The following is a 25,946-nucleotide window of genomic DNA, read 5'->3' as shown; positions in this document are numbered from 1 at the left end:
GAGTTACCTATGGCCGGTTGCTTCGGCCTGGTTCGGCTTCGAAACGCCTACTTCTTCTTTTTCTTCAGCCCCGCGAGGAAGGCCTTCAACTTGGCCGTATCCAGAGCCGCTTTCTTCTTGGCCGTATCCACGGCATCGATGATGGCATAGGCTTCGTCGCAATACTTGTCGAAGAAGGCCCAGGTCATTTGCCGCTTGGCGCCCCAGGTTACGCAGACCGGGCCCTTCTTGGTGTAACCGGGCACGAATACGTAGTGGCCGCCCCAGGATCCGCGCGCGCCGTTCTTGCCGCCAACGACATCCCAGGGTTTGCCCGACTGCATCTGGGCCTGGGCGGATACGGGGAGGCTCAGGCCCAACCCCACGCCTACGTCCATGTAGACGGCCTGCTTCACGAGGTTGTGCTGCTTGGGCGCGACTTCGGAAAAGGCCTGGATCTTATAGGTGCTACCGGCCGCCTTCCAGCCATGGCTGCGCCAGGCTTTCAGCGAATCCAGCACCACCAAACCCGAATCCTTCCCGCCGCTTTCCTTGAGATATTCGGCCAGCACCTGCTTATCGGTGATGGCCAGCTTGCTCTTGGCTTCGAGCAATTCGAAGCGCAAGGTCTGATGCGCCCGCCCCGCGATCACGCAGCAGCCGTACTTGTCGTTCGCGAACATGGGCATGGGGATGCCGGTATGCCGGAGATCGAAGTCGTATTCGTCCGGAAGCTTGGCGGGCGCGCGTAGCAGGGTCGCGAACAGGAGGTTGCGATCATCCCGCTTCGCGTCGGCCTTGCCCAGCTTGAAGACTTCGTGGGAATGGATTTCGGTAGCGCGCGCCATGGTTTCTCCGCGGTTCAGGTTCGGGGGGATGGGTATTCGACGTTCGCGGGCGGCAACAAGTAAGCCCGGCGGTGGGGATCGAAGTCCGGCGAAAGGTAACACAAATGGTACGTACCTTGCAGGTTATGAATTCGGCGGGGAACTCCCGGGTTATCAGCCAATCCTACGCGAGGGTCTGGAAATGGAGGAACGGGAGATTAGTATGAATTTCCCGTCCTGGAACAAATCCGGGGCGTCCCGCATCCTATGCACGGCGCCCCGCTATTCAAGGCGGATTGCCGCGGCGGCTGCATTCCGCAACGCCGGCCCAGAACTTCCCAGGGAGACACGCCAATGTTGCACGCTTCGATTTTTTCCGGGAGACGCGCCAGCCGCATCGCCCTTTTCGGCTCCTTGTTGGCCGGCGGCCTGCTGTCCGGCTGCCAGGTCACCGACCAAACCGGCGCTTCGGCCGATAACAAGAACAGCCTCGCCACCGCGGCTTCCATTACAAACACGGACCTCATCGATGGGAGCGCGAAAATCCACATCCGGGTGAAGTACTGCGGTTTCACCGGCTCGGCTACCACCAATTGCGCTTATTGCACCGCCGATGAGGGCTGGGTGCGCATCGGGGGCGGCGGCGACATCATGGGTGAAAACACCCCCGGCGCCATGCTGCAAGCGTCCTTCCCAAGCCCGAACTTCTTCACGACCGCCAACTCCTTCGGTTGCACGGGCCCGGCGGGCCATACGCCAGCGCGCCTCGGGACCGATGACAAATCGACCTGGGTCGTCCGGGCTTCCGGCGCGACCCATCAATTACAAGCCTATATCGTCGAAATGCAGCTTGTCGACGCAAACGGAAATACCTTCACGCCTGTGACCACGATTGGCACCGACAACGTGACGGCATCCGTCAATCCTCCCGCCAATTACTCCGTCGAGACTCCGGAAAACTGGTTTCCTTCCGACTATTTCCTGATAGGCGGAGGCGCGGATATCCTCAACTACAATGTGGGTAATAGCATCACCGCCGCCACCGATGGATACCTGGTGGAATCGCGAGCGGTAGACAGCGCGGGGGAAAGGGCCTGGAAGGCCAGCGCGCGGGCCAGAAGCAACCCGGCCCAGAACGAACCTCTTAAATCGTACGCGATCGGGGTCGAGTCCTGCCCTTCCCAGTGGGGCGGCCGTTGCTTCACCTACCCCATGATCAAGGAAATCACCGCGGCGGCGACCACCGGGTACGGCACCGCGGCCTATAACGTCAGCCCTTCCTGGGTTAGCTCGGGCGTGGGCGGCTATACCCCCACCACGAATTCGGGCGCCCGTTACCTCGCCGATCTCATCCCCTTGAACGGAACCACGAAAGGCTTCATCGTGCGCAGTAAGGGCGTCGGCACCGGGGGCTCCGGGCAAACCATCGGTTCCACCTTGGTGTTCGGCCAGACCTTCGGGCTGTACACCTACAACAACGTTTTCTTTTCGCGAGGAGGAGACGCCGCCATCCTGAACCGCCCTTCGGGGACGAACCCCCAATTGCAAGCCGCCTATGCCCCCGGCGATCAGGCTGCGACCCACTGGTGGATGGAAGCCGTCGGGTCGGGCGTCTTCCGGCTGCGGAACGGGAACCCGGACGGGGGCACGGAATGCGCCTACCGCGACGGTTCGACCTCCAACGTGCGGGTCAATGCCTGCGGGACCGGGAACGAATACAAGTGGACCTTCATCGGCGCCGCCACGGGCCAGTCGGTATTCCAATTGAAGAACGTAGCCAACGGGCAATGCCTCGATCTCAACGGCAGCGGCACTCCGGCCAATGTCGTCCTCAAGCCATGCGCCTCCCTGAACAATCCCACCAACCAGGTCTTGTACTTGGCCCGTAACAACTGGCCTATCTGAGCCGGCGTAGGATCAGTTCGGGCTCAAGGTGAGCGCGTAACCATCGGTCGCCGTGGCCCAATCGAGGGTCACGATGACCGTATTGCAAGTCACGGCCACGGATGCGTTCGAGACGACGGTGGGTCCGCTCGACGCTCCCGTGCCCGTAAGCATCTTTTCCACCAGCACCTTTGTCGTCCCGCCGCTTTGCAACCAGGACGGGACGTTCTTGATGACGACGTTGACCGATCCGGTCGATCCCCCCCGGTTGCCCACCACGATGATGGACTTGGCCGCGGCCATATCCGCATAGCCCACCGCATCTACCTGGGTACCGGCTGTGGTATTGATGCGCAGACCGGTCTGGTCCGCGTAGCGCTTATAGATCCAGTACTGGCTATTGGGCTGCCAGTTGGTGGTCACCAGGTCGCCCATGTTCGAGAAGAAAGTCGCTCCCCCGGCCCAGTTGGAACGTAGGCCTTGCAGTCCCGCCCGATCGAAGCGCGCCAGGAACCAGGCGGAGTGCCCCGGGTTCTGCTCGGCTTTGCTCCCGTATTCGTTGATGTCGAAGCCCTTCACGCCCGTGATCCCGCGGGTCGAAAGCCCACGGGTGGCCGTGGCCAGGTCGGCCTGCGGATCGCTGCCTCCGCCGGCTTCGTGCCAGTTGAGGATATCCGGGACGACATTGTTGGTCTTGGCGTAATCGAGGAAGGCGCTCATGGAGGATCCGGCCGAGCCCGTCGCGAAGCTCGGCCCCTCGATGACGGCGGACGGAAGCGCGGCGCGGACATGCTGGTATTCGTGTTTCCAGGTATCCAACCACTGCGCCTGCGTACCGCTCCAGAAGGTGGGAGCGTAATCGGACTCGTTCCAGAGCTCCCAGCGCACGTCGGGACCGGTCATGCCGTTGGCCTTCACGCTGTCGATGAGTTGATCCAGAAAGGCGTCGAAGGTCGTCCAATCCCCGCCATCGCCGGGAAGGGAGCAAGAATACTGGTAATCATCGCTCATCAACATGAGCATGGTCCCGCCCATCGCCTTCGCCTTGGCGTAGTAGGCCTTCATCACGGCCCAATGGATTTTCCAATTCACCTCTCCGCAGCCTCCCGAGGTTCCCCGCCCGGCGCGGAACGTCTTCACTTTGATGGCGCTTAAAAGGGAGTCCGGCGGCTGCAGGCCGTCCGCGGCGATGCCGTAGATGAAACCGGAAGCGGAATAGGTGGGCGGGCCCTCGGTCGCCGCCATGTCGAGGGTGACCGCGTCCTTGGCCGTCGGCGGCGTAGGCGCGGTACAAGAGGCGTTGGCCTCCAGCAGGATATCCTGGGTCACCGCATAGGAGTTGAGTGCGAACGATTTCGCCTGGTACCCGGCGGCCGTGGCCTTGAGGGTATCCACGAAGGCGGCCTCCTTCGCCAGGACCGCGCTCGAAGGGCCGAGGTACTCCAGATCCGCGTCCGCGCCGGCGGAACGGCCCAGCGGGAAATAGGCGAAGGCCTTGGCCCGTCCTCCGATGGAAGCCTTTACGATCAGCAGGTTATCCGCCGGAAAACGTCCGGCCAGGTTTAAGCGATAACTTCCCGCCTTGGCCCGATCCAGAACCGTCCTTTCCAGGAGATTCCCCCGGAGGTCGAAGACCCCGATCCGGATAGGCGCGTCTTCAGCCACCGCGAGCATCAAAGCTCCCTGGTCCAGCCGCATGTCCGCGGCCGAGGGATTTACCGATCCATCGGCGAACGGGTTTCCGATAGGCCGCACCGCGATGATGCCCGCCCCCAAGGCATAGGCGCCGTCGATTCCGGTGGTATCCTTCAGCTTCGCGTGCGTCAGTTCCACGACCGCGTTCGCGAGCGGCTTACCGGCGGCATCCGTCACCTTGCCATGCACGCTGATGGTCTGGGCATTGGCCGACAATCCGAAGGCGAGCACGATTCCCGCTGCGATGCGAATATCCACGACGCCTCCTCTCCGCTCTGACTACACGTTGGGTCCGGAAAATCGGGGTCCGGAAAATCCCGTTTCCAATCTAAGGCGTGCTCTTTTTTTTCGCGTGCGCTATCCAGGAGTATCCGTTTCCGGGTAAGAACGAAGAGGCAGGACTGCCTTTTTGAATATAGGGATGCGTTGAAGAACGCTGGCCGGATCAAGGAATGCGGGCCATGTAGACCCCGGTAGGCAGGTTGCGGGCGGGCTTCAGGGCCAACACCGAACCGGACAGGTTGACCGAAATCGGAACGCGGCGGCCCGAGAGATCGGTCAATTCCAGGGGAGGCTGCGCCCGATGCGGATCCCAGGCCACGAAGATCGGGCCCTCGCCGCCGGGATGGAAGAGTCGGGCGTGCCCCTTTTCGATTAATTCGATCTTCAAAGGGACGCCCAGGCTTATGGCCGCGGCGGCCACGTCCATTACGCCATAGCCCGTCTGGTTATCGGGATGATCCGCGTGATCGGCCGTGCGCAGGAGGGCTTGGCGTATTTGCTCGGCGGAAGCCTCCGGCCGGGCTTGCCGCAGCAAGGCCGCCGCGGCCGCGGCCACCGGCGTGGCGAAGCTGGTACCGGAATAGGCGACCGCATGGGGCGGGGCCGTATCCGGATAAGCGACCGCCACGGCGCAACCGCCGATGAGGCCCATGGAGACGATCTCCGGCTTGATGCGGCCGTCGGCGGAGGGACCGATGGAGGAATAACCGCAGCGGGCGCGATCCGAGTTCACGATGCCGAGGGAAAGGATGCTGTCGGCGTCGGCGGGCGTCCCCAGATTTGGGCCCTCGGGATGGGATTCCGCTTCGTTGCCCATGGCGACCGACACGACCACGTTGCGGCGGGCCGCCCCCAGGGCCGCCAGGGAGGCGGGCCGGGTCCGCCCGTCCAGTTGGGAGTAAGGGATGTCCGGTTCGCCCAGGTCGAAATCCCAGCGGTAGCCCAGGCTGATGCTGATTACCTGGGCGCCGGAATCGACGGCGCGTTCGATCGCGGCGGCCACGTAATCTTCCTCGGCATAGAGCTCGCTGTCGTTGATCTCCGCACGGTAGAGCATGAACTCGGCCGCTGGCGCGGCCCCGACCAAGGTACCCGGCGCGTTACCCCCGATCAGGGAAAGGCATTCGGCCCCGTGGCTGTCTTCCAGGCTATCGTCCACCGCTTGCGGGCGATGTCCCGCGAAATCCCATTGATCCCGGATGCGGGTCTTGAGATCGGTATAAATGGCGCTGCCCAGATGGAAGTCCGCGTCGATGACGGCCACCCGCATGCCCGCTCCCGGCCGCATTTCATTGGCGTCCATCCAGCGATGGAGGCGCGCGATGCCCAAGGAATCGAACAAGGCGGTCTCGGCCCCGTAATCGATGGCGGCGGCCCGTTTGGCCAAGGGCCAATTGGGCAGGGGCGACGGCGGCGGGACGGCGGCGCGGCGTTTGCGGCGGAGCAGAGGTTCCACCGCGGTGACGAAGGAGAGGGCTCGCAAGGCGGGCAGGCGGGATGCCTCGATTTTCCCAGAGACGCGGTTCTGCCATTTGAGGGCGGCCGCGAGGGCGAAACCGGAGCGTGCCAGGGAATCCAGATAGGGCGCGTATACGGGCCGGTTTTCGTAAGCGCGCCGGGATGCCGCCGAGGCCGCGGCAGCGGGCGCGCGGAAGTCCGGGCCCTTGTCGGCGAGGTTTACCCATACCTTGACCGACGCCGGCTGGGCGGAAAGCGTACTAGCCAATACCAGAAGCGATAGCGCGCTGCGCAGCATGGGCGGCATGGCGGACAAGATAGGCTCCCCTCAATAACCCGTTACTATATTAGCAACATAAACCCATTGGAGGCCGCGTTTTAGCGCGGCATCGGCATGAAGTCATTGGAAGAAATCAGGCCCCTCGCCGCCCAGGGAAACGTCATCCCGCTGCATAAGGAATTCCTGCCGGATCTGGAGACGCCCATTACCGCTTTGCTTAAGCTCAAGCGTCCGGGCCACCGGGTGTTCCTGTTGGAAAGCGTGGAAGTGGGCGAAAAGCTGGCGCGCTTCTCCTTCCTGGGGCGCGATCCCCTCTACACCTTTTCCTCCAAGGGCCGGCATATCCAGATCCGCGGGAAAGAACGCCGCGATCTGGAAGGCGACCCGTTGGCGGAGCTGCAAGCCTTCATGGCCCGCTTCCGCGGGGTAGGCGCGCCCGATTTGCCTCCCTTCTCCGGCGGGGCCGTCGGCTTCGTCTGCTACGATGCCATCCGCCTGGTGGAGGACATCCCCGCCACGGGCCGGGACGATTTCCATTTGCCGGATCTCCACTTCGGCATCTACGAATCCTTCCTGGTTTTCGATCATATCAAGCACAAGCTCAGCATCGTTTCCAACGTGCTGACCGGCGAGTTCCCGACCTTGGAAGAGGCCTATGCCTCGGCCGTGGCGAAGATCGCCCAGCTCGAAACCGAACTCGCCAGGCCCGTACCGCCCCAGCCCAAATCCGAAAGCGGCGAAGCGCAGTGGGAATCCAATTTCACCCCCGAGGGCTTCAAGGCCGGGGTGGAAAAGTGCAAGGAATACATCCGCGCCGGGGACGCCTTCCAGATCGTCCTCTCGCAGCGCTTCACCACCAAGCCGACGGCCTCGTCGCTTTCCATCTACCGGGCGCTGCGATCCATCAACCCTTCGCCCTACATGTATTATCTCGACTACGGCGACTTCGAGATCGTGGGCGCTTCGCCGGAGACCCTGGTCAAGGTGCAGAACGGACTCTGCGAGACCAAGCCCGTGGCCGGCACGCGACCGCGCGGCAAGGACGATGCCGAGGATAGGGCGTTGGAAAAGGATCTGATGGCCGATCCCAAGGAACGCGCCGAGCACCTGATGCTGGTGGACCTGGGACGCAACGATATCGGCCGCGTGTCCGAGTTCGGCAGCGTGAAGGTGACCCAATTCATGCAGGTGGAACGCTTCAGCAACGTCATGCACATCGTGTCGGTGGTGCAAGGGAAGCTGAAGCGGGAATACCATCCCTTAAGGGCGCTGATGTCTTGCTTGCCCGCGGGCACCCTTTCGGGGGCCCCCAAGATCCGCGCCATGGAAATCATCGATTCGCTGGAGCCCAACCGGCGCGGCCTGTACGGCGGCGCCATCTGCTATATGGACTTCCGCGGGAACCTGGATTCCTGCATCGCCATCCGCACCATGCTGGTGAAGGACGGCGTGGCCTACGTGCAGGCCGGCGGCGGCATCGTGGCCGATTCCGATCCGCAGATGGAGTACGAGGAGACGCGGCATAAGGCCCGGGCCCTGATGCGCGCGGTCGATGCGGCGGCGGGGATTTGAGCCATGATCCTCATCATCGACAATTACGATTCCTTCACTTTCAACCTGATGCAATACATCGGGGAACTCAATCCCGATCTGAAGGTGATCCGCAACGATGAGATGACGGTCGAGCAAGCGCTCGCCCTGAAGCCCACCCATATCGTGGTCTCCCCCGGCCCCTGCACCCCGGCCGAAGCCGGCATCTCCGTCGAACTGATCAAACGGGTTCCCGCTTCCATCCCGCTGTTGGGAGTCTGCCTGGGGCATCAGTCCATGGGCGAGGCCTTCGGCGGCAAGGTGGTGCGCGCCCCGGCGCCCATGCACGGGAAGCTTTCCACCATCGAATGCGACGGCAAGGACATCTTCGCGGGCATGCCCAAGTCCTTCCAGGCCACCCGCTACCATTCCCTGATCGTCTCGCGCCAGGGTTTCCCTTCGGCCGAACTCGAGGTCACCGCCACCTGCATCGACCCCGCCTCCGAGGCCGCGGGCCAAGGACCATTAATAATGGCCATGCGGCATAAGGCCCGGCCCCTCTTCGGCGTGCAGTTCCATCCCGAATCCATCCTCACCGAGCATGGCAAGGACATGATCCGGAATTTCCTGTCCATGAAGGGGAATCCATGATCGCGCCGCTTTTGGGCAAGCTCATCAAGGGCGAGAACCTCGCCTTCGCGGAAATGCAGGGCGCCATGGGCGGCATCCTGGAAGGCCAATGGACCCCGGCCCAGATCGCCGGCTTCCTGGTGGCCTTGCGCATCAAGGGCGAAACCCCCGGCGAAATCGCCGCCGCGGTCACCGTACTGCGCGAGAAGGCGACCCTGGTACCGACTTCGGCGCAGCCCTTGGTGGATACCTGCGGCACGGGCGGCGATCATAGCGGCACCTTCAACATCTCCACGGCGGCGGCCCTGGTGGCGGCCGGCGGCGGCGCGGCGGTGGCCAAGCACGGCAATCGCGCCGTCAGCAGCGCTTGCGGCAGCGCCAACGTGCTGGAAGAGCTGGGCGTGAAGCTCGATCTGGCCCCCGAGCAGGTGGGCGCCTGCATCGACGAGTGCCGCATCGGATTCCTGTTCGCGCCCAAGCTGCATGGGTCCTTCAAGCACGTGGCCCCCGTACGCGCCGAACTGGGCCAGCGCACCCTGTTCAACCTGCTCGGGCCCATGCTCAATCCCGCGCGCGCCAAGCGCCAGCTCATCGGCGTCTACGACATGAACCTGACCCGCACCTTGGCGGAGGTATTACGCGAGTTACGTTCCGACCACGTGATGATCGTAGCGGGCACCGACGGCTTGGACGAGATCAGCCTCACCGCCCCCACCAAGGTGGCCGAGCTGAAGGGCGGCGAGGTAACGGAGTACATCCTCAATCCCGAGGACCTGGGATTTTCCCTTTCTTCCAAGGCCGATCTGATGGGCGGGGACGCCGTCCGCAATGCGGGAATCATCCGGGGAATACTGGATGGGAAGCGGGGCGCGCCTCTCGACATCGTGCTCTTGAACGCCGGGGCGGCGCTCTACGTGGCGGGCCTGGCCCCGAATCTCAAGGGCGGCGTAGCCTTGGCCCGCAAGTCGATCGAATCGGGCGCGGCCAAACGCGTCCTGGAAAGCTGGGTCTCCCGCTCGCGGTCTTTCCCTTCCGCATGATATAATCGGCGCACGCATCCTTATGGCCAATACCATTCTCGATAAGATCCTGCAGGCCAAGGCGGTGCGACTGGCCGAGATCAAACTGCAGGTTTCGACGGCGGACATGGAAGCCAAGGCCCGTTCCCTGCCGCCGCCCGCTCGCAATTTCCTGGAAGCCCTAAAGGCCCCGATCCAAAGCGCCTCCGGCGGCCCGGGCGTCCACGTCATCGCCGAGGTCAAGAAGGCCTCGCCTTCGCGCGGCGTCATCCGCCAGGATTTCAAGCCCTTGGAAATAGCCCAGGCTTACCAGGCCGGCGGCGCGTCCGCCTTGTCGGTATTGACCGAAGAGGATTTCTTCCAGGGGCACGATCGCTACCTGCGCGACATCTCCCGCAACGTGGAACTCCCCACCTTGCGCAAGGACTTCATCACCGACGCCTACCAGGTGTTCGAAGCCAAGGTGCTGGGGGCCAGCGCTTACCTGCTCATCGTGGCTTGCCTCACTCCAAAGCAGTTGAAGGACCTGATCGAGCTGGGCGCCGGCTTAGGCCTTACGCCCCTGGTGGAAGCCCATACCGAGGAAGAGGTGAAGGCCGCCGTGGACGCGGGCGCCCCCCTGATCGGCATCAACAACCGCGATCTCAAGACTTTCCATACCGATCTCCAGGTCACCTTCAAGTTACGTCCTCTGGTACCCGATTCCGTGCCCGTCATCTCGGAGTCGGGTATCTTCAAGCCCGCCGATCTCAAATCCCTGGCGGACGCGAAGGTCCAGGCCGCCCTGGTGGGCGAAAGCCTGATGAAGCAAAAGGACGTGGCCCGGGCCCTCGCGGATCTGCTCGCCTTCTGATCGCATGGCCGGTCCCGATCCCATGCCCAAGAAGGTCCTCTTCGTTTGCCTCGGCAACATCTGCCGTTCCCCCTTGGCCGAGGGCATCTTCGCCCATTTGGTGCGGGAGCGGGGTTTGGCGGAACGCTACCTTATCGATTCGGCGGGCACCGGCGATTGGCACGTAGGCCAGCCTCCCGATCGCCGCGCCATCTCGGCGGCGAAGCAGCGCGGGGTGGCCCTGCCCAGCCAGGGCCGCCAGGTGCGGCGTAGCGATTTCGGGGAATTCGATCTCATCGTCGCCATGGACCGCAACAACCGCAGCGACCTGGAAGCGTTGGCCCCCGCCGGCCAAGGCGGCAAGATCAGGCTGATGCGCGATTTCGGGTCCGCCGAAGAGAAGGGCGCGGACGTTCCCGATCCCTATTACGGCGGCCCCTACGAGTTCGATGCCGTTTACGAAATGCTCCGGCGTTGCTGCGAAAGATTGTTGGACCAACTCGAAAGCGCGCCCCGGCCCTAGCCATCCGTTGTGGCTTGATAATCCTAAACCTACATTAGGGGGCTATGCGAAAACCCCTTGCCATCCTCGCGCCCCTGCTCATCGCCCTCGCCTTGGCCGCTCCCGCCCGGGCCGAAAAGATTACCACCATGGAATCGCCGCATTACCGCGTGGCCTACGAGAAGAAATACCAACAGCTCGCGGGCGAAGTGCTGGGCGTGGCCGAATCGGTTTGGCCCACCTTGGCCAAGGCTTACGAGAGTTACGATCGCTACGAGAAGATCACCATCCGCATCGTGGACGAAGGCGACGAAGCCAACGGGTTCGCCATCTACAACTTTTCCAGCATCGAGATCTTCCCTTCGCATATGGACTGGGTGATGCGCAACCGCCAATTGTGGATCCAGAACGTGGTGACCCACGAGCTGGCCCACGTTTTCTCGCTCCGCCGCGCGGCCTGGCTGTCCCCGGTGGACGCGGTGGATTTGTACGGAAGCACCTACAATTACAACGCCAACGTGAATTACTCGTTCCATTATCCCTGGGTGCCCTTGATCGCGCCCACCTGGTACGTGGAAGGCATCGCCCAATTCGAAGCCTACATGAACGGCAACGATAGCTGGGATTCGCAACGCGACATGGTATTGCGCGACGCCTATCTCACTGGCACCCTCCCCTCCTTGGACTTCATCGAAACCTTCGACGATGACGAGGATTGGACCCAGGCCGAGCGCACCTATAACACGGGCTACGGCTTCCTCATCTACCTGAAGGATCGCTTCGGCGCGGACAAGGTGCGGAAGCTGGCCTTCGCCAAGCCGCTTTTCAATTTCTCCTGGTCGGTGGAGAAGGCTTTCGGGAAGGGCCTGCCCGATCTGTTCGAGGATTTCAAGCGTTCCCTCTCCGATCGCTATGCCGACTTCAAGGATATCCCCCGCGACAGCGTGGCCGACCCGGATATGCGGGGCGGCTACCAGCAGAACCTCGCCTTCTCCCCGGACGGCAAGTACATGGCCTGGCTCGGCAACGACGAGGAACGGCGCGCTCCCCTCAATTGGATCTACTGGAAGCCCGTGGGCGGAAAGACCACGAAATCGGGTAAGCCCTCGGCCGGGTCCTCCGGCGCCCCCGCCTCTTCCGGCCCGTCGCCCGCGCCCGATCCCGTTCCCGCCCCTTCGCCGGCTCCCGCCCGCGACGGCTTCCTTCCGGGGGAAGGCCCCGTGGCCGGCCCTGCCGGGGTGATGCCGCCCATGCGCGCGCCCAATCCGGCCATGGCCCTGATGAAACGCGCCACCGCGGGTTCGGGCGGATTGCGCTCCCTGCGCGGGACCGCGCCGCGCGCGCTGCCGGCGGCGCGCGTGCATGCGTTCTCCGATGGGCCCCAGCGTAGCGAGGAATACGGTTCCGCGGGGCTGGAGTTCAACCGGGAAGGGACCCGCCTCCTGACCGCGCGCCAGGACCGCCACGCGGAACACACCGACCTTTGGGAATACGAATTCCGCTCCGACAAGAGCGAAAGCGAGAAATGGCATCGCCTCACCTGGGAGGAACGCGCCGCTTACCCGAGCTACCATCCCTCCAAGGGGCTCATCGTGTATTCGCGTAAGGACAACGGCTCCAGCAATCTGGCCATCCTCGATTCTTCCGGCCGCACCCACCAGTTGACCAACTTCTCCAACGGCGAGCAAGTCTATAATCCGCGCTTCACCCCCAAAGGCGACTCCATCTACTTCACCTTGGGGCTGGAGAACAAGGAGGCCATCGTCGCCATCAACGCGGACGCCCCGGCCTTCAATCCCTTCCTGGCCCTCAAGGATTCATCCCTTTTCCCTGATTCCCTCCCCGTAGCCCGGGGCCAGAAGCTGGCTTTCGTGGTGGACTGGCGCAAAGGCGCGCTTCGCAATCTGCGCTTTTCCGGCGATACGCTTTTCTTCTCCTCCAACGCCGAGGACAGCGTGTACAGCGTCTACGATGTATACGCGCGCTTGCCCGGCGACTCCACACTCTATAGGGCGACCCACGTGGCCAGCCAGGCGCTGGAGCCCCTGCCGCATGACGGGACCTTGTACTACCAAGGCTTCCAGCAGCAGCAGTTCCGCATCTTCCGCGAACCCCTGAACCTGGTCCGCACCGCCCGGAACATGGGTCCGGCGCGGGACACCCTTCCGGCGGTGAAACCGAATAAGCTCCAATACGATTCTATTTTCGAGACGGGGGACTATCACGGCACCAAGGTAGCGGCCGACATCACCCCTTTCGTGGCGCTCTCGCCGGTCTTCCTCTCCGGCAATACCTCTTATACCGACGTCGTGGCGGGCCTGAACCTGGCTTTCGGGGAAGCCTATGGCGGCCTTTACCAATCGCTTTCGGGAGCCTTCACCAAGCGGACCCGGCTGGACGCGCCGCTCGACTACCTGTTCACCTACGACGGCATGATCGCGGGCACCACCATCCGCCATACGCGTTTCGAATGGACCCCGGCGCTCTATTATTCCGTTTACCACGACATCATCGGCAATAACGACGTGGCGAACGACGTCCTACGCGGTAACATCGGCGCCGATGAGGCGGAACAGATCACGCAAACGAATTTTTCGACGGAATGGTCGCGCTGGGCGGTGTCCGCCGTCGCCCCCTTGCCGTACGACTTCACCTTAGGCGGAAGTTATTGGCAGCAATTCATCACCCAGGATTTCACCCAGCAATCGACCATCCGGCTGCTGAAGAACGATTCCATCGTGAACGCCGCCACCCAGCCCCGCACGGACTTCCTGCGCGACGCTTCCGAGCATAAGCATTACGAAGCCAACATGGGATGGAGCTGGTCGAAATCCATGCTGGCGACCTTCCTCCCCACGGGGGGCGGCCTCTACGGCCTCGTCCACAAGTATTGGGCCACCTACCAGACCAACGTCCTTTCCGTGGATACGGCCAGCCTCATCCGCATTTCCGGCTCCAACGCGGCGGCCCCCCTCGTCGTCCCCGTGCAGTCGGAATACGATCCTTGGTCGGTGGAAGGCGGCGTGGGAGGGATGTATTCCTTCGGCCGGCGCTTGTCATTGTTCGCCAATGCCGAAGCCGGGGAATTCCTGAATACCTTCCCAACGGTTTCCGCGCCGGGCCATGTCAGCGGCAACGATACCGTCTTCGTGCGGCAGCCGCAGCCCTACCTATGGCCCATCACCTATCGCCTGGGCTATTACCGCATGTCGGGCTACCCGTACAACTTCTATTACCGCGGCCGGGATATCATGGAAGGCACCTTCTACGCTTTCGGGCAGGCCGGGGCCTCCATCCCCCTCAAGGCCGGCGCCTTCATCCCCGATCTGCCGACCACTTCGCTGAAGCAATTCATGCTGACCGGCCTATGCGAATGGGGCACCACCCTGCTCAGCACCCCGGACGCCGTGGGGGATTCCCTTTGGATCCATCAATACCATCTGCTGCTGGACGTAGGCGTGCGTTTGTCGGCGAATTTCCGGCTTTACCACCAATACCCCTTCACCGCCTACGTGCAGGTTTTCCAGCCCATCAATAACCTCAAGGCCGACAACCTGTACGGGAGCGATTACGGCAACGATCCCAAAGGCATGGTCGACGCGAACGGCAATCTCGTGGCGGCCCGGGACGCGCAGGCGCGCAGGGATTACATTAACGTGGTAAAGAAACCCCGCTTCTACGTGGGATTCAATCTGGGGCTATTTTGAAGACAAAAGGATTCACTACCAGCATCCTGCACTCGGATCGGCTCGGCAAGCCTGAGCATGGTTCCTTGCATAAACCCATCCACACGTCCATCGCCTTCGGCTACGAGAAGGCCGAGGATCTGGCCGCCGTCTTCCAGGGGACGGCCAAGGGCTACGCCTACGCGCGCCAGGCCAATCCCACCGTTTCGGCGGTGGAAGCCAAGGTCACGATGATGGAACAAGGCGTGGGGACGGTGGCCTTCTCCACGGGCATGGCGGCCTTGGCGGCGGTGTTGACCACCTTGCTGCGCAAGGGCGATCACGTCGTTTCCAGTTCCTTCCTGTTCGGCAATACCAACAGCCTTTTGAATACCTTGGCCGGCATCGGCATCGAGGTCTCCTTCGTGGATGCAACCGACGTACGCAACGTCGAGGAGGCGCTGAAGCCGTCCACGCGCATGGTGCTGGTCGAGACCATCGCCAACCCGGCCACGCAAGTGGCCGATCTCGCCCGCATCGGCACGCTGTGCGAGGCGAAGAAGATCATCTACGCGGTGGACAACACCCTCACCTCGCCTTACCTGTTCCTCCCCAAGATGGTGAAGGCCACCTTCTCCATCAACAGCCTGTCGAAATACTTCGGCGGCCACGGAAACGCCTTGGGCGGGGCCGTCACCGATCTGGGCCTCTTCGCCTGGCCCGCCTATCCGAATCTCCTCGACATCTACAAGACCGGGGATGAGAAGCTATGGGCCCTTCTGCAAATACGCAAGAAGGGCCTGCGCGATTTCGGCGGCACCCTCGCGCCGGAAGCCGCCCATGTCCTTTCGGTGGGCTCGGAAACCCTGGCCCTGCGCATGGATCGCTCTTGCGGCAATGCCGGCCGCTTGGCGATGTACCTCGCGGGCCATCCCAAGGTGAAGGCCGTCTTTTATCCCGGCCTGCCCGGCCATCCCCAGCACGCCCTGTCCAAGGAACTTTTTAAGCGGCCCGGAGCGCTCCTGAGCTTCGTCCTCGCCGACGGCGTCGAGCCCTTCGCCTTCCTCAACCGCCTGAAGATCGCCATCTGTTCCAGCAACCTGGGCGACAACCGCACCCTCATCATCCCGGTGGCACACACCATTTATTTCGAGATGGGCCCGGCGCGGCGCGCCAGCATGGGCATCGAGGACGGCATGATCCGGCTATCGGTGGGCATCGAGGATCCGGAAGACCTGGTAGAGGATTTCGGGCAGGCCTTGGGATAATCGCGGCGGCGGGATCCCGCTTCCGCGGCAGGATTCGACCAACACGATCGGGCCGGAGGAGATAGACTTCCGGGTAAGCCGTCGCCAGCCGGCGCCTTGCCTTAGGAGTCGTCATGAACCGCTTTGGATCGGGGCCCGCGGCCAGCATCGCGTTAATCGTTTCCCTCGCATCCGCCGCGGGGAAATGGACCCCGTTGAAAACCGCTCCGCCCTATCCCGCCTACGGCGCCCAGATCCTGTTGTCCGACGGATCCGTCTTCTTCAAGACCAACCATGGCCCCGATCAATACGGCAACCAATGGATCCGGCTCATCCCCGACGACAAGGGGCATTACGTCAATGGAACCTGGGATAAGACGCCGGCGCCCATGGCCAGCACGCGCATCGATTTCAGCTCCCAGCTACTGAGGGACGGCCGGGTCTACGTGGCCGGCGGGGAATACGGCACGGGAGGCTCGAAGGTGGAGGTCTATGATCCCCTCGCCAACGCGTGGACCTCGATCCCGTGGAGCAACGGCTCCATCAGCGACGCCAATCTCGAGATCATGGACGACGGGCGCGTGATGCAAAGCGCGGTGGGCAGCGGAACCGCCATGTGGCTCTTCGATCCCGCCGCCAATACCTTCACCAAGGGGTCCGGCCTGGTGAACGGGCGGTACAGCGAAGCCACCTGGGTCAAGCTGCGGGACAACAGCGTCCTTACGGTCAACACGGGGTCGACCACCTCGGAGCGCTATATCCCGTCCCTGGGCAAGTGGGTGGCCGACGCCAAGGTTCCGGTTTCCCTCTTCGACCCTTACGGAACCGAGACCGGCCCCGGCTTCCTGCTTCCCAACGGGAAGGCGATCTACTTCGGTTCGAGCGGGGTCACCGCCCTGTATACGCCTTCGGGGAGCGAGGCCCCCGGGACCTGGACGGCCGGGACGCCCGTCCCCAACGGCTATGGGCAGCCCGACGCCATCGGGTTCATGCTGGTCAACGGGAAAATCCTGCTGGCCGTGACCCCGCCGCCCACCTCCGACGAGCATTTCCCCAGCCCCATGTACTATTACGAGTACGACTACCGGACCGGCGGCTACGAGCAAGTGAACGCGCCCGGGGGCGGCACGTCCACGCGCAGCCCCGCCTACGTGACCCAAGGCGTGGACCTGCCCGACGGGACCATCCTCTACACCCAGCAGAATTCCTCGCAGGTCTTCGTCTATACCCCCGACGGCGCGCAGCTGGATTCGGGCAAGGCGGTGATCGGGAAGGCCGCCGCGAAGGTCGCCTGCAAGGAGTACACGCTCACCGGCACCCTCTTCAACGGCATCTCCGAGGGCGCCGTCTACGGCGACGACGTGCAGATGAACACCAATTACCCCATCGCGCGCCTCACCGCGGCGGACGGAACCGTCCGCTACGGCCGCACCCATGATTGGAACAGCACCGGGGTGCAGCGCTACGGGAAGCAGGATACGGTTTCGCTCACCCTGCCCGCGGGCCTGCCCGAAGCCGTTTACGATCTGGCCATCAGCGCCAACGGCATCGTGTCCGATCCCATCAAGCTGAACACGTCCTGCGCGGTGGGCTTGGCCGATGCGACCGTTCCGTCTCCGGCGGGGCTGGGCGCCTTGCGCATGGCGTCGGTAGCGGGCGGCATTCAGCTATCCTTCCATTGGGACGCGGGGCCGAAGGCCGCTTCTGTCCGCGTACGCGCGATGCGAGCCAATGGCGCCGTGGTCCTCGATACCCGCGTGCCCGCCGGGGACGCCGAGGTGCGCGTGCCTCTCGCGGCCGGCCGCCGCGACCTCCTGCTGGTGCAGTGGACGGATGGCCTCCGCACGCAGACGCGAAAGCTAGCGGCGCCGTGATGCCTCTTCGCCTTTTCGCCGCCGGCCCGGGCCGTACGGCATGGCCGTCCGCCGCAGGGCGGGCGGTGGCCTGCATCGCCCTCGTAGGACTCATCGCCTGCGACAACGCCTCCGGCCCCGGCGCCGATCCTCCCGAACCGTCCGCCGTCCTGAAAAGCATCGCCGCCGACGTGATCTACCCGACTTATGTCGATCTGGCGGAACGGGCCGACTCCTTGGCGGCCGCCGCGGATCGATTGGCCGCGGCCCCCGACTCCGGGCGTTTGGAAGCGGCCCGTCAGGCTTGGCGCGCCGCGCGCTCGCCCTGGGAAAAAGGGGAAGGCTTCCTCTTCGGGCCCGTCGTGACCTTGCCCATCGACGCGCCCATCGACAGTTGGCCGGTCAACCAGATCGATCTGCAAGCCGTGTTGTCGGGGAACGCGGCGCTGACCAAGGCCTACCTCGATAGCTTGGACGTGAACCTGAAAGGCTTCCACACCCTGGAATACCTGCTCTTCGGGGACAGCGCGACCCCTCGGACTCCCGAAAGCCTGGACCTGCGGGCGAGGCAATACCTGCAGGCCGCCGCCGCCAGCCTGGCAGGCGAGGTCCATCGGCTCAAGGACGCCTGGGATCCGGGCAAAGGGGATTACCTGGACGCTCTGGCCGATGCCGGCCACGGCAGCGCCGTGTACGAGAGCGAAACGCAGGGACTACGGGAGATCCTCTTCGCGATGGCTTCCATCTGCCAGGAGGTGGCGAACGAGAAAATCTATAATGTGATCAGGGTAACGCCTCCTGATCTCATCCAGGAGGAATCGCGCTTCAGCGGCAATTCCACCGCCGATTTCGCGGACAATCTGCGCAGCGCCCGGGACGTCTACCGGGGGAGCTACCTCGGCGAAAGCGGGCAGGGCATCGGCGCCTTGCTCCGGGCCAAGGATCCCGCCCTGGACCGGCGCATCTCAGGCATGCTCGATTCCTCCATCGCCAAGATCGAGGCGATGGGGGTCTTCGGCGAAGCGGCGACCGCGCATCGCGATCGCGTCGATAGCGCTTCGAGCGCCATCCGCGCCTTGCGGGCGGCCCTCATCCTGGAGGCGGCCCCCGCCTTGGGCGTGGAATTCTGATCCATGCATCCGACCGCGGCCGTGTTGCGCGCCGGCTTCTTGGCCTTCGCGCTGGCGGGTTGTACGGCCATTGCGTTGGCGGGCTGCATGGCCGGGAACGGGGACGGGGATGGGCCCGCGCCCGAGCCGCCCCGCGCCGGCGGAGCCCTGACCGCCTTCGATGCGACCGGGAGCGCCTTCTCGAATCCGGCCCCCGGCCTCTCGGAGCTTGAACTCAGGCGCCACGAGGACGGCGATGCGCTTTTTTCCGCGACCTTCGTGACTTCCCCGTCGCCCGTGCAACCGGGCCTGGGGCCCCTGTACAACGACGTTTCCTGCGTCGCTTGCCATTTGCGGGACGGCCGCGGCCGGCCGCCGGAAGGAGGCGAGCCCATGCTGGGCATGTTGTTCCGAGTCAGCGTCCCCGGAAGCGACGCCCATGGCGGTCCCGCGCCCGTCGCCGGGTTCGGCATCCAAATCCAGACCCGGGCCGTTGCCGGCCAAGCCGCGGAGGCGACGCTCGATATCGCCTATCGGGATTCGTCCGTCGCCCTCGGTGGCGGCGGCAGCGCGACCTTGCGCATCCCCGCCTATGCCCTTAGCGATCCCTGGACGCCCCTTCCGGCCGCGGCGATGCTATCGCCGCGCCTGGCCCCTCCCCTCCTCGGCATGGGACTACTGCAAGCCCTGGATGAAGACTCGCTGCTGGCCCGGGCCGATCCCGAGGACCGCGACGGGGACGGCATCTCCGGCCGCCCTAACCGGGTCTATGATCCCGCGCGTGGCGCCATGGCGCTGGGCCGCTTCGGATGGAAGGCCAATAGCGCGGGCCTCCAACAGCAAATCGCGGCGGCGTTCAACCAAGACATGGGAGTCACCACGCCCGTGTTTCCGGAGGAGAATTGCGCCGGCGACCGCCCCGACTGCGCGGGCCAAGGTCCCGATCTCGACAGCGCCGGCCTGGCAAAGGTGGCTTATTACCTCGAGACCTTGGCGGTGCCGGCCCGCCGGGATTGGGACCAATCCCAGGTGGCGCGGGGCGAGCGACTCTTCGCCTCCGCCGGCTGCGCGGCCTGCCATATCCCCGCCCAAACCACGGGAACCGTTCCCGGCCGGCCCGAGTTGTCCGGGCAGATCATCCACGCGTATACGGATTTGCTTCTGCACGATCTAGGCCCGGGGCTCGCCGACGGCCGTCCCGATTTCGATGCCGACGGACGGGAATGGCGGACCGCGCCTTTGTGGGGCCTGGGCCTTACGCGTCTCGTCAACGGCCACTCCTACCTGCTCCACGACGGGCGGGCGCGCGATCCCTTGGAAGCGGTCCTCTGGCACGGAGGCGAGGCGGAACGGGCGCGTGAGACCGTGCGCGCCATGGCCCCCGCGGATCGCGAGTCCCTGCTCGCGTTCTTATCGTCCTTATAGGATCCCATAGCATCCCCGGTCTTTTTATCGGGAGACCCGGCCCGTTCCCCATCCGAACGGTGGTATCTTTGGGCCTCGGTCCTACCTCCAGCCCGGAAAGCGCATGAAGATCCCCTCCCGCCTCATCCCCCTCGTCGAAGACGGCATCATCGACGACGTACTGGGCCAGGTGAAGAGCGGCAAGGAAGCGGATGTTTTCATCGTGCAGGTCGGCGATGAGGTCCGCTGCGCCAAGGTCTATAAGGAAGCCAACCAGCGCAGCTTCCGCCAGGCCGCCGTCTACCAGGAGGGCCGCAAGGTGCAGAACAGCCGCAGCGCGCGCGCCATCGCCAAGAGCACCCGCTTCGGTAAGAAGGAAGCCGAGAACTCGTGGATCAGCGCCGAGGTCGCCGCCCTCAACACCCTGAGCGCCGCGGGCATCCGCGTGCCCACGCCCTACGGCTTCTTCGACGGCGTCCTCATCATGGAATTGATCCTGGGGGAGGACGGCCTGCCCGCCCCGCGCCTGAACGATCTGACGCTCTCGGCCGAGACCGCGCTCCTCTACCATGAGGAGTTGATCTCCCAGATCGTGCGCATGCTCTGCGCCGGCATCATCCACGGCGACCTCTCGGAATTCAACGTCCTCGTCGATACGGAAGGGCCCGTCATCATCGATCTGCCCCAGGCCGTCAACGCGGCCGGCAACAATAGCGCCGCCATGCTCTTCGCCCGCGACGTCGACAACATGGCCCGCTGGTTCGGCCGCTTCGAGCCCGGCATCCTGGGGCTCAAGTACGCGAAGGAAATCTGGGCCCTCTACGAAAAGCGCAAGCTCACCCCGGAAACCGAATTGACCGGTCGCTTCACGGAACCGACCCGCGCGGCGGACGTGGGCGGGGTACTGGATGCGATCGGGGATGCGCGCAAGGAGCATGAAGATAAGCTCCTGAGGAAGGCGGGCGAGCGGGTGCCGAGGGCCTGGGATCGGGAGGCGGGGAAACCGCAAGACCGAAACCCGGGTTTCGGGAATCCGGGGCCCGGGTCCGAACGGGGAAAGCCGCAAGGCAATCGGCCTCCGCGAACCAATCGGCAAGATCCGCAGCGCGGCCGTCCCCATGGGCAATCGCAACGGCCGCAAGCGAATCCGCCGCCGCCATCTTCGCGGCCGCCCTCGCGGCCGTCCTCGCAGCCACCTCCGCCGCAATCGCCACGACCCCCGGTTCCGCCGCCTGCCAAACCGCCGCGGGAGTGGGGCCGACGCTAACGTCGGAAAACGGCGGCGGGGCGGATCCTGGCGCCCTAAGCGTGGTAGACTCTGCCCACGGGATCTTTTCCTTTTTTTTCCGCGTTTCGATCTTACCTTATCGTCATTCCCCCGAGGAGCAGACATGCCGAAACAATCCCCTCTCTGGGCCTCCGCCTATCTCTCCCTCTCGCTCTCCCTCCTCCTGACCGGCTGCATTAAGCCCGGCCAGGATACGACCGGCGTTCGCCAGGAGCCTTCAACGATCCTGGACGCCGATCACGGCGGCGTCCGCATCGCGCTGCCGCAAATCGACCCGGCCTCCCTTAACAAGGTGGGGAAGGATACCGCGGTTTCCGATACCGCCGCGCAAGCGTGGTTCCAGCTCGACATCACCGGCGATAACATGAAGCAGTTGATCTATCGCTTTCCCATCCCGAATCAAAGCGCCTCACCCATTGAGATCACGGGCATTCCCGCGGGGAAAAAGCGCAGCTTCCATGGCATCCTGTTGAACGGGAGCGGCGTCATGACGCATGAAGGCACCACCTTGGCCGACATCCAAGGCGGCGTCCTCACGGATGTCCGGTTGTACCTGGCCAAAGCCGGCGGATCGGCCGGGATTTGCGTCCTGATCGAGGGCCAAAAGCTTCCCGCTTGCGCGGTGGATTCGGGCAAGGTGCCGGTCGATACCACACCCAAACCGGGGCCCGAGATGGGCGGTTCGATTCCCATGCCCGGCTCCGGCGCCAAGGGGGCCACGCTCTGCTTCGAAATGCGTTTCGACTACGCAGACAGCGCTTGCGAAACCCAGGGATTCGCCAAGATGGATTTCCTGGACGGGAAAATCCTGTTCGGGAACATGATGGTGGCGGACAATCCGTTCATCGGGTATTCGGACGTACATGGAAGCTATGATCCGGCTTCCATCTCGTTCTACGGCATCAACGAGAACGGACTGACGCTATTGGGCGATACCCTGTCCCTGCAAGGCTATATGGGCGTCGGCGGCACCATGGCTAAAGGCACCTACCAAAGGTTCCCTTCCGGAAAGAAAGGGATCTGGACCATGAGCAGCGTGGTATGCGGCTCCTGGATCCCGAAATATCCGGACGCCTCCTGCTCCGCCGCCGCTAAATAGCCGGACCTGACAGGGAGCGCCTTCGGGGCCTGCCGGGCCTTCATGGCCCTAGACCTTTCCCCCGAAATATTCCAAATTTCAAGGCCCCGCGCCGGGCTCCCCGGGCGCGGACCTGCCGGCTATTCCCGGCCCCGGAGGATGGATGCATTTCCAACAATTGATCCTGACGCTCAACAATTATTGGAACAAGCGCGGCTGTTTGTTGACGCAGGCCTATGACATGGAAAAGGGCGCGGCCACCTTCAATCCCTCCACCTTCCTCCGCTCCTTGGGCCCGGAACCTTTCGACGCCGCTTGGGCCGAGCCCTGCCGCCGCCCCAAGGACGGCCGCTACGGCGAAAACCCCAATCGCATGCAGCACTATTACCAATACCAGGTGGTGCTGAAACCCAGCCCTCTCGACATCCTCGATCTCTATATCGGCTCCTTGATCGAAATCGGGATCAAGCCCGAAGAGCATGACATCCGCTTCGTCCACGACGATTGGGAATCTCCCACCTTGGGGGCCTGGGGCCTGGGCTGGGAAGTGTGGCTGGACGGGATGGAAATCACCCAGTTCACTTACTTCCAACAGGTGGGCGGCTTCGATCTTTCCCCCATCATGGGCGAGATCACCTACGGCTTAGAGCGCATCTGCATGTATCTCCAGAACGTGGACAACGTCTTCGACCTGAAGTACAACGATCGTTTCACCTACGGGGATATCTTCAAGCAGAACGAGATCCAATACTCCAAGCACAACTTCGAGCTGGCCGACGTGAGCATGCACCTGAAGCTGTTCGAAAGCTACGCGGCCGAATGCAAACGCCTCTGCGAGGCGGGCGTGCCCGCGCCGGCCCTGGACTATTGCCTCAAGGCCAGCCACGCCTTCAACCTGCTGGACGCCCGCGGCGCCATTTCCGTGAACGAGCGCCAGGGTTATATCCTGAAGGTGCGCACCTTGGCCAAGATGGTGGCCGAAGCATGGGTGAAGAACCGCGAGGAACTCGGCTACCCGCTGTTGGCCCGCGCCAAGCCCGGTTCCGGGGTCGCCGTACCGATCGCCACCGAGGCCGCCAAAGGCGCCGCCGCCGATCCCGCCTTCGACACCGCCGGTATGCCCGAACGGGCCCCGTTCCTCATCGAACTCGGCGTGGAGGAAATGCCCGCCCGCGTATTCGGCCCGCTGCTCCGGGAGCTGCCGGCCCTCCTGGAAAAGCATCTGGCCCCGGCCCAATTGCAGCCGCAGGACGTGAAAATCTTCGTCACCCCGCGGCGCATCGCCATTTCCATCGGTTCCATCCTCACCCGCCAACCCGATCTGAAGCTCGAGCTCAAGGGGCCGCCCGCCCATCTCGCCAAGGACAACCAGGGAAACTGGTCCAAGGCGGCGCTCGCCTTCGCCCAGAAAGCGGGACTGAACCCGGACCAATTGCAGCTCCGCGAAATCGGCGGCAGCCAATACCTTTTCGCCCAGGCCGAAAAGAAGGGCCAAGGCGCCCTGGCCATCCTATCCGAAATCGTCCCCAAGGTCCTTTCCGAGATCCATTGGTATAAGACCATGCGTTGGGGAGACGGCAACGTAACGCCCTTCGTCCGCCCGGTGATCTGGCTGGTGGCCCTGCTCGGCGAGCGCGTCATCCCCATGGCCTTCGCCGGGGTGCGCGCCGGCAACGAAACCCGCGGCCACCGGTTCCTGCACAACCGTACCCTGGCGGTCAAGGCCGGCCGCGAGGATTACCTTTCGGCCCTGCGCGCCGCCAAGGTCTTCGCCGATCAGGTCGAGCGCAAGGCGATCATCCGCAAGCAGACCGAAGCCGCGGCCGCGCAGGCAGGCCTCAAGTGGCGAAAGGACGAGGAGCTGCTGGATACGGTGACCTTCCTGGTGGAATACGCCGAGCCGGTGGTGGGCGGTTTCGCCGAGCAATTGTTGCAAGTGCCCGAAGAGGTCCTCGTATCGGAGATGCGCGAGCACCAGAAATACTTCGCCCTGGAGAAGCCGGACGGGCGCCTGGCCAACCGCTTCATCACCATCTCCAACATGCATTGCGGGGATTTCGCCCTGGTACGGAAGGGAAACGAGAAGGTGCTGCGCGCGCGCTTCGCGGACGCCGAGTTCTTCCTCAAGGAGGATCGCCAGCGGACCCTGGAATCGCGCTTCGCGGACCTGGAAAAGGTCACCTTCTCCGCGGACCTGGGCCCGGAAGGTTCCATCGCGAAGAAGGCGGAGCGCGCCGGAAGGCTGGCCGCGCATCTGGCCGGCCTCTTGAAGGACGCGCAGGGTAAGCCCGCGTTCGATGCGGGCCGCCTGGAGAAGTTGCGCCGGATCTTGCGCCTGGCCAAATGCGATCTCACCAGCAATATGGTGGGGGAATTCCCCGAATTGCAGGGCATCATGGGCCGCTATTATGCCTTGGGCGAAGGCGCCGATCCGGTGGTGGCCGACGGCATCCGCGACCAATACCGCCCCCGTAACGCCGAAGATACCTTCCCCGGGAACGACGAGGCCGCCCTGGCCGGCATAGCCGATCGCTTGGATACCTTGATCACGCTTTTCGCCAAGGGCAAGGCGCCCACCGGCTCCTCCGATCCATACGCCTTGCGGCGGGCCTGCTGGTCCACGGTGGCGCTCATCGTGAACCGCGGCTTCCGCCTGGATCTGCGCGCGGCCTTGCGCTGGGCCCTCGAGGAGGTGTACAAGCCGATCCTGAAGCCCGCGGAGACGGAAGGTTTGCTCGAGAAGCTCCTGGAATTCTTCCTCAACCGGGCCAAGAACCTGTTCCAGGAAGAAGCCCGCCCCGGCCTGCCGGGCGGGTTCGCCAAGGACACGCTGGACGCGGCCGCGCAGGCCAAGGCCGGCTGGCACGATTTCACCGACTACGTGGCGCGGCTCCATGCCTTGCAGGATTTCCGCACCCGGCCCACCTTCGCCCAGGCCGCGGAAACCTTCAAGCGCGTGTCCAACATCCTGGACGCGAACGTGCAGGGCGATCTCGATCCGGCCTCTCTCAAGGTGCCCGCCGAAGGGCAATTGCTCAAAGGCGTCATCCGCGCCGAAGGCGAGGTGCGCAGGCACTTGGAAGCGCAGCGCTATGGCGACGTGCTGGACGCGGTAGGCGCGTTGCGGGGCGACGTGGCGGCGCTGTTCGACGCCACCATGGTGAACGATCCCGATCCGCTTTTGCGGCGGCAGCGGCATCTATTGCTCCGCAAAGTGCGCGATCTGGTGGGCGAGATCGCCGACTTTTCGGCCATCCAGGGCTGAATCAGGGCTGGAGCGTGCCCCCGGGCAGGGGCCGAAGCGCGGCCTCGGTCAGGGTCGCAGCCCGGCCGCCGCCTTCGCCGTCTGCTATCTTTTTAGGGGCTCGGGCCTCGGCCCAAAGG

The 25,946-nt window shown here is 64.0% G+C and carries 17 protein-coding genes; 14 read left to right on the top strand and 3 right to left on the bottom strand.

Going from position 1 to position 25,946, the window contains the following annotated elements; genetic code table 11:
- Nucleotides 1-47: 47 nt before the first annotated feature.
- A complete protein-coding gene (locus JF616_11985; protein MBW8888467.1) occupies nt 48-827 on the bottom strand; it encodes a hypothetical protein in 780 nt (259 codons plus the stop codon).
- Nucleotides 828-1,160: 333 nt separating this feature from the next.
- Between JF616_11985 and JF616_11980 the strand changes: the two genes are divergently transcribed.
- The gene (locus JF616_11980; GenBank protein ID MBW8888466.1) at nt 1,161-2,711 is read left to right on the top strand and encodes an RICIN domain-containing protein; all 1,551 of its coding nucleotides are present in this window, start codon (nt 1,161-1,163) and stop codon (nt 2,709-2,711) included.
- Between the two features lie 12 nt (nt 2,712-2,723).
- Here JF616_11980 and JF616_11975 read toward each other — a convergent pair whose 3' ends face one another.
- Both JF616_11975 and JF616_11970 read right to left on the bottom strand, forming a co-directional pair.
- Nucleotides 2,724-4,643, bottom strand: a complete 1,920-nt coding sequence (locus tag JF616_11975) for a hypothetical protein (protein MBW8888465.1) — start codon at nt 4,641-4,643, stop codon at nt 2,724-2,726.
- 187 nt (nt 4,644-4,830) lie between these two features.
- Nucleotides 4,831-6,441: a S8 family serine peptidase gene (locus JF616_11970; protein MBW8888464.1), complete on the bottom strand. Its 1,611-nt coding sequence runs from the start codon at nt 6,439-6,441 to the stop codon at nt 4,831-4,833.
- Nucleotides 6,442-6,513: 72 nt separating this feature from the next.
- Here JF616_11970 and trpE point away from each other — a divergent pair, with 72 nt between their 5' ends.
- The 13 genes from trpE to JF616_11905 all read left to right on the top strand — a co-directional run bounded on the left by trpE (nt 6,514) and on the right by JF616_11905 (nt 25,827).
- Complete coding sequence (gene trpE / locus JF616_11965; protein ID MBW8888463.1) at nt 6,514-7,977, top strand: anthranilate synthase component I; 1,464 nt, start codon at nt 6,514-6,516, stop codon at nt 7,975-7,977.
- A 3-nt stretch (nt 7,978-7,980) separates the two neighbouring features.
- Nucleotides 7,981-8,586 carry an aminodeoxychorismate/anthranilate synthase component II gene (locus tag JF616_11960; GenBank protein ID MBW8888462.1) on the top strand — a complete coding sequence of 202 codons (606 nt, stop codon included), beginning with the start codon at nt 7,981-7,983 and terminating at the stop codon, nt 8,584-8,586.
- Nucleotides 8,583-9,605 carry an anthranilate phosphoribosyltransferase gene (trpD, locus tag JF616_11955; protein MBW8888461.1) on the top strand — a complete coding sequence of 341 codons (1,023 nt, stop codon included), beginning with the start codon at nt 8,583-8,585 and terminating at the stop codon, nt 9,603-9,605. The genes JF616_11960 and trpD overlap by 4 nt, the downstream gene beginning before the upstream one ends.
- A gap of 22 nt (nt 9,606-9,627) precedes the next feature.
- On the top strand, nt 9,628-10,437 hold the full coding sequence (trpC, locus tag JF616_11950; GenBank protein ID MBW8888460.1) for an indole-3-glycerol phosphate synthase TrpC: 810 nt from the start codon (nt 9,628-9,630) through the stop codon (nt 10,435-10,437).
- Nucleotides 10,438-10,459: 22 nt separating this feature from the next.
- Entirely contained in the window at nt 10,460-10,939 is a 480-nt protein-coding gene (locus JF616_11945; protein MBW8888459.1) for a low molecular weight phosphotyrosine protein phosphatase, read from the top strand.
- Nucleotides 10,940-10,983: 44 nt separating this feature from the next.
- Nucleotides 10,984-14,625, top strand: a complete 3,642-nt coding sequence (locus tag JF616_11940; protein ID MBW8888458.1) for a hypothetical protein — start codon at nt 10,984-10,986, stop codon at nt 14,623-14,625.
- Complete coding sequence (locus JF616_11935; protein MBW8888457.1) at nt 14,619-15,851, top strand: cystathionine gamma-synthase family protein; 1,233 nt, start codon at nt 14,619-14,621, stop codon at nt 15,849-15,851. The genes JF616_11940 and JF616_11935 overlap by 7 nt, the downstream gene beginning before the upstream one ends.
- Nucleotides 15,852-15,964: 113 nt before the next feature.
- Nucleotides 15,965-17,704, top strand: a complete 1,740-nt coding sequence (locus JF616_11930) for a hypothetical protein (protein MBW8888456.1) — start codon at nt 15,965-15,967, stop codon at nt 17,702-17,704.
- Nucleotides 17,704-18,813 carry a hypothetical protein gene (locus JF616_11925; protein MBW8888455.1) on the top strand — a complete coding sequence of 370 codons (1,110 nt, stop codon included), beginning with the start codon at nt 17,704-17,706 and terminating at the stop codon, nt 18,811-18,813. Before JF616_11930 ends, JF616_11925 begins: the two co-directional genes overlap by 1 nt.
- Before the next feature lie 3 nt (nt 18,814-18,816).
- Nucleotides 18,817-20,217 (top strand): thiol oxidoreductase, encoded by a 1,401-nt coding sequence (locus JF616_11920; protein ID MBW8888454.1) that lies wholly within the window; start codon nt 18,817-18,819, stop codon nt 20,215-20,217.
- 103 nt (nt 20,218-20,320) lie between these two features.
- Complete coding sequence (locus JF616_11915; GenBank protein ID MBW8888453.1) at nt 20,321-21,463, top strand: serine protein kinase RIO; 1,143 nt, start codon at nt 20,321-20,323, stop codon at nt 21,461-21,463.
- A 124-nt stretch (nt 21,464-21,587) separates the two neighbouring features.
- The gene (locus JF616_11910) at nt 21,588-22,583 is read left to right on the top strand and encodes a hypothetical protein (GenBank protein MBW8888452.1); all 996 of its coding nucleotides are present in this window, start codon (nt 21,588-21,590) and stop codon (nt 22,581-22,583) included.
- Nucleotides 22,584-22,725: 142 nt separating this feature from the next.
- Nucleotides 22,726-25,827, top strand: a complete 3,102-nt coding sequence (locus JF616_11905) for a glycine--tRNA ligase subunit beta (GenBank protein MBW8888451.1) — start codon at nt 22,726-22,728, stop codon at nt 25,825-25,827.
- Nucleotides 25,828-25,946 lie beyond the last annotated feature (119 nt).

The sequence above is a fragment of the Fibrobacterota bacterium genome (genome assembly GCA_019509785.1).
GTDB lineage: Bacteria > Fibrobacterota > Fibrobacteria > UBA11236 > UBA11236 > Chersky-265.
The sequence above is the reverse complement of the archived record's forward strand: the minus strand, read 5'-3'. Positions and strand labels throughout refer to the sequence as shown.

What these genes read in the sequence shown, in the direction of transcription:
- JF616_11985 (MBW8888467.1), bottom strand. Translation starts at nt 827, where the DNA reads ATGGCGCGCGCTACCGAAATCCATTCCCACGAAGTCTTCAAGCTGGGC.
- JF616_11980 (MBW8888466.1), top strand. Translation starts at nt 1,161, where the DNA reads ATGTTGCACGCTTCGATTTTTTCCGGGAGACGCGCCAGCCGCATCGCC.
- JF616_11960 (MBW8888462.1), top strand. Translation starts at nt 7,981, where the DNA reads ATGATCCTCATCATCGACAATTACGATTCCTTCACTTTCAACCTGATG.
- trpD (MBW8888461.1), top strand. Translation starts at nt 8,583, where the DNA reads ATGATCGCGCCGCTTTTGGGCAAGCTCATCAAGGGCGAGAACCTCGCC.
- trpC (MBW8888460.1), top strand. Translation starts at nt 9,628, where the DNA reads ATGGCCAATACCATTCTCGATAAGATCCTGCAGGCCAAGGCGGTGCGA.
- JF616_11945 (MBW8888459.1), top strand. Translation starts at nt 10,460, where the DNA reads ATGCCCAAGAAGGTCCTCTTCGTTTGCCTCGGCAACATCTGCCGTTCC.
- JF616_11940 (MBW8888458.1), top strand. Translation starts at nt 10,984, where the DNA reads ATGCGAAAACCCCTTGCCATCCTCGCGCCCCTGCTCATCGCCCTCGCC.
- JF616_11930 (MBW8888456.1), top strand. Translation starts at nt 15,965, where the DNA reads ATGAACCGCTTTGGATCGGGGCCCGCGGCCAGCATCGCGTTAATCGTT.
- JF616_11925 (MBW8888455.1), top strand. Translation starts at nt 17,704, where the DNA reads ATGCCTCTTCGCCTTTTCGCCGCCGGCCCGGGCCGTACGGCATGGCCG.
- JF616_11920 (MBW8888454.1), top strand. Translation starts at nt 18,817, where the DNA reads ATGCATCCGACCGCGGCCGTGTTGCGCGCCGGCTTCTTGGCCTTCGCG.
- JF616_11915 (MBW8888453.1), top strand. Translation starts at nt 20,321, where the DNA reads ATGAAGATCCCCTCCCGCCTCATCCCCCTCGTCGAAGACGGCATCATC.
- JF616_11910 (MBW8888452.1), top strand. Translation starts at nt 21,588, where the DNA reads ATGCCGAAACAATCCCCTCTCTGGGCCTCCGCCTATCTCTCCCTCTCG.
- JF616_11905 (MBW8888451.1), top strand. Translation starts at nt 22,726, where the DNA reads ATGCATTTCCAACAATTGATCCTGACGCTCAACAATTATTGGAACAAG.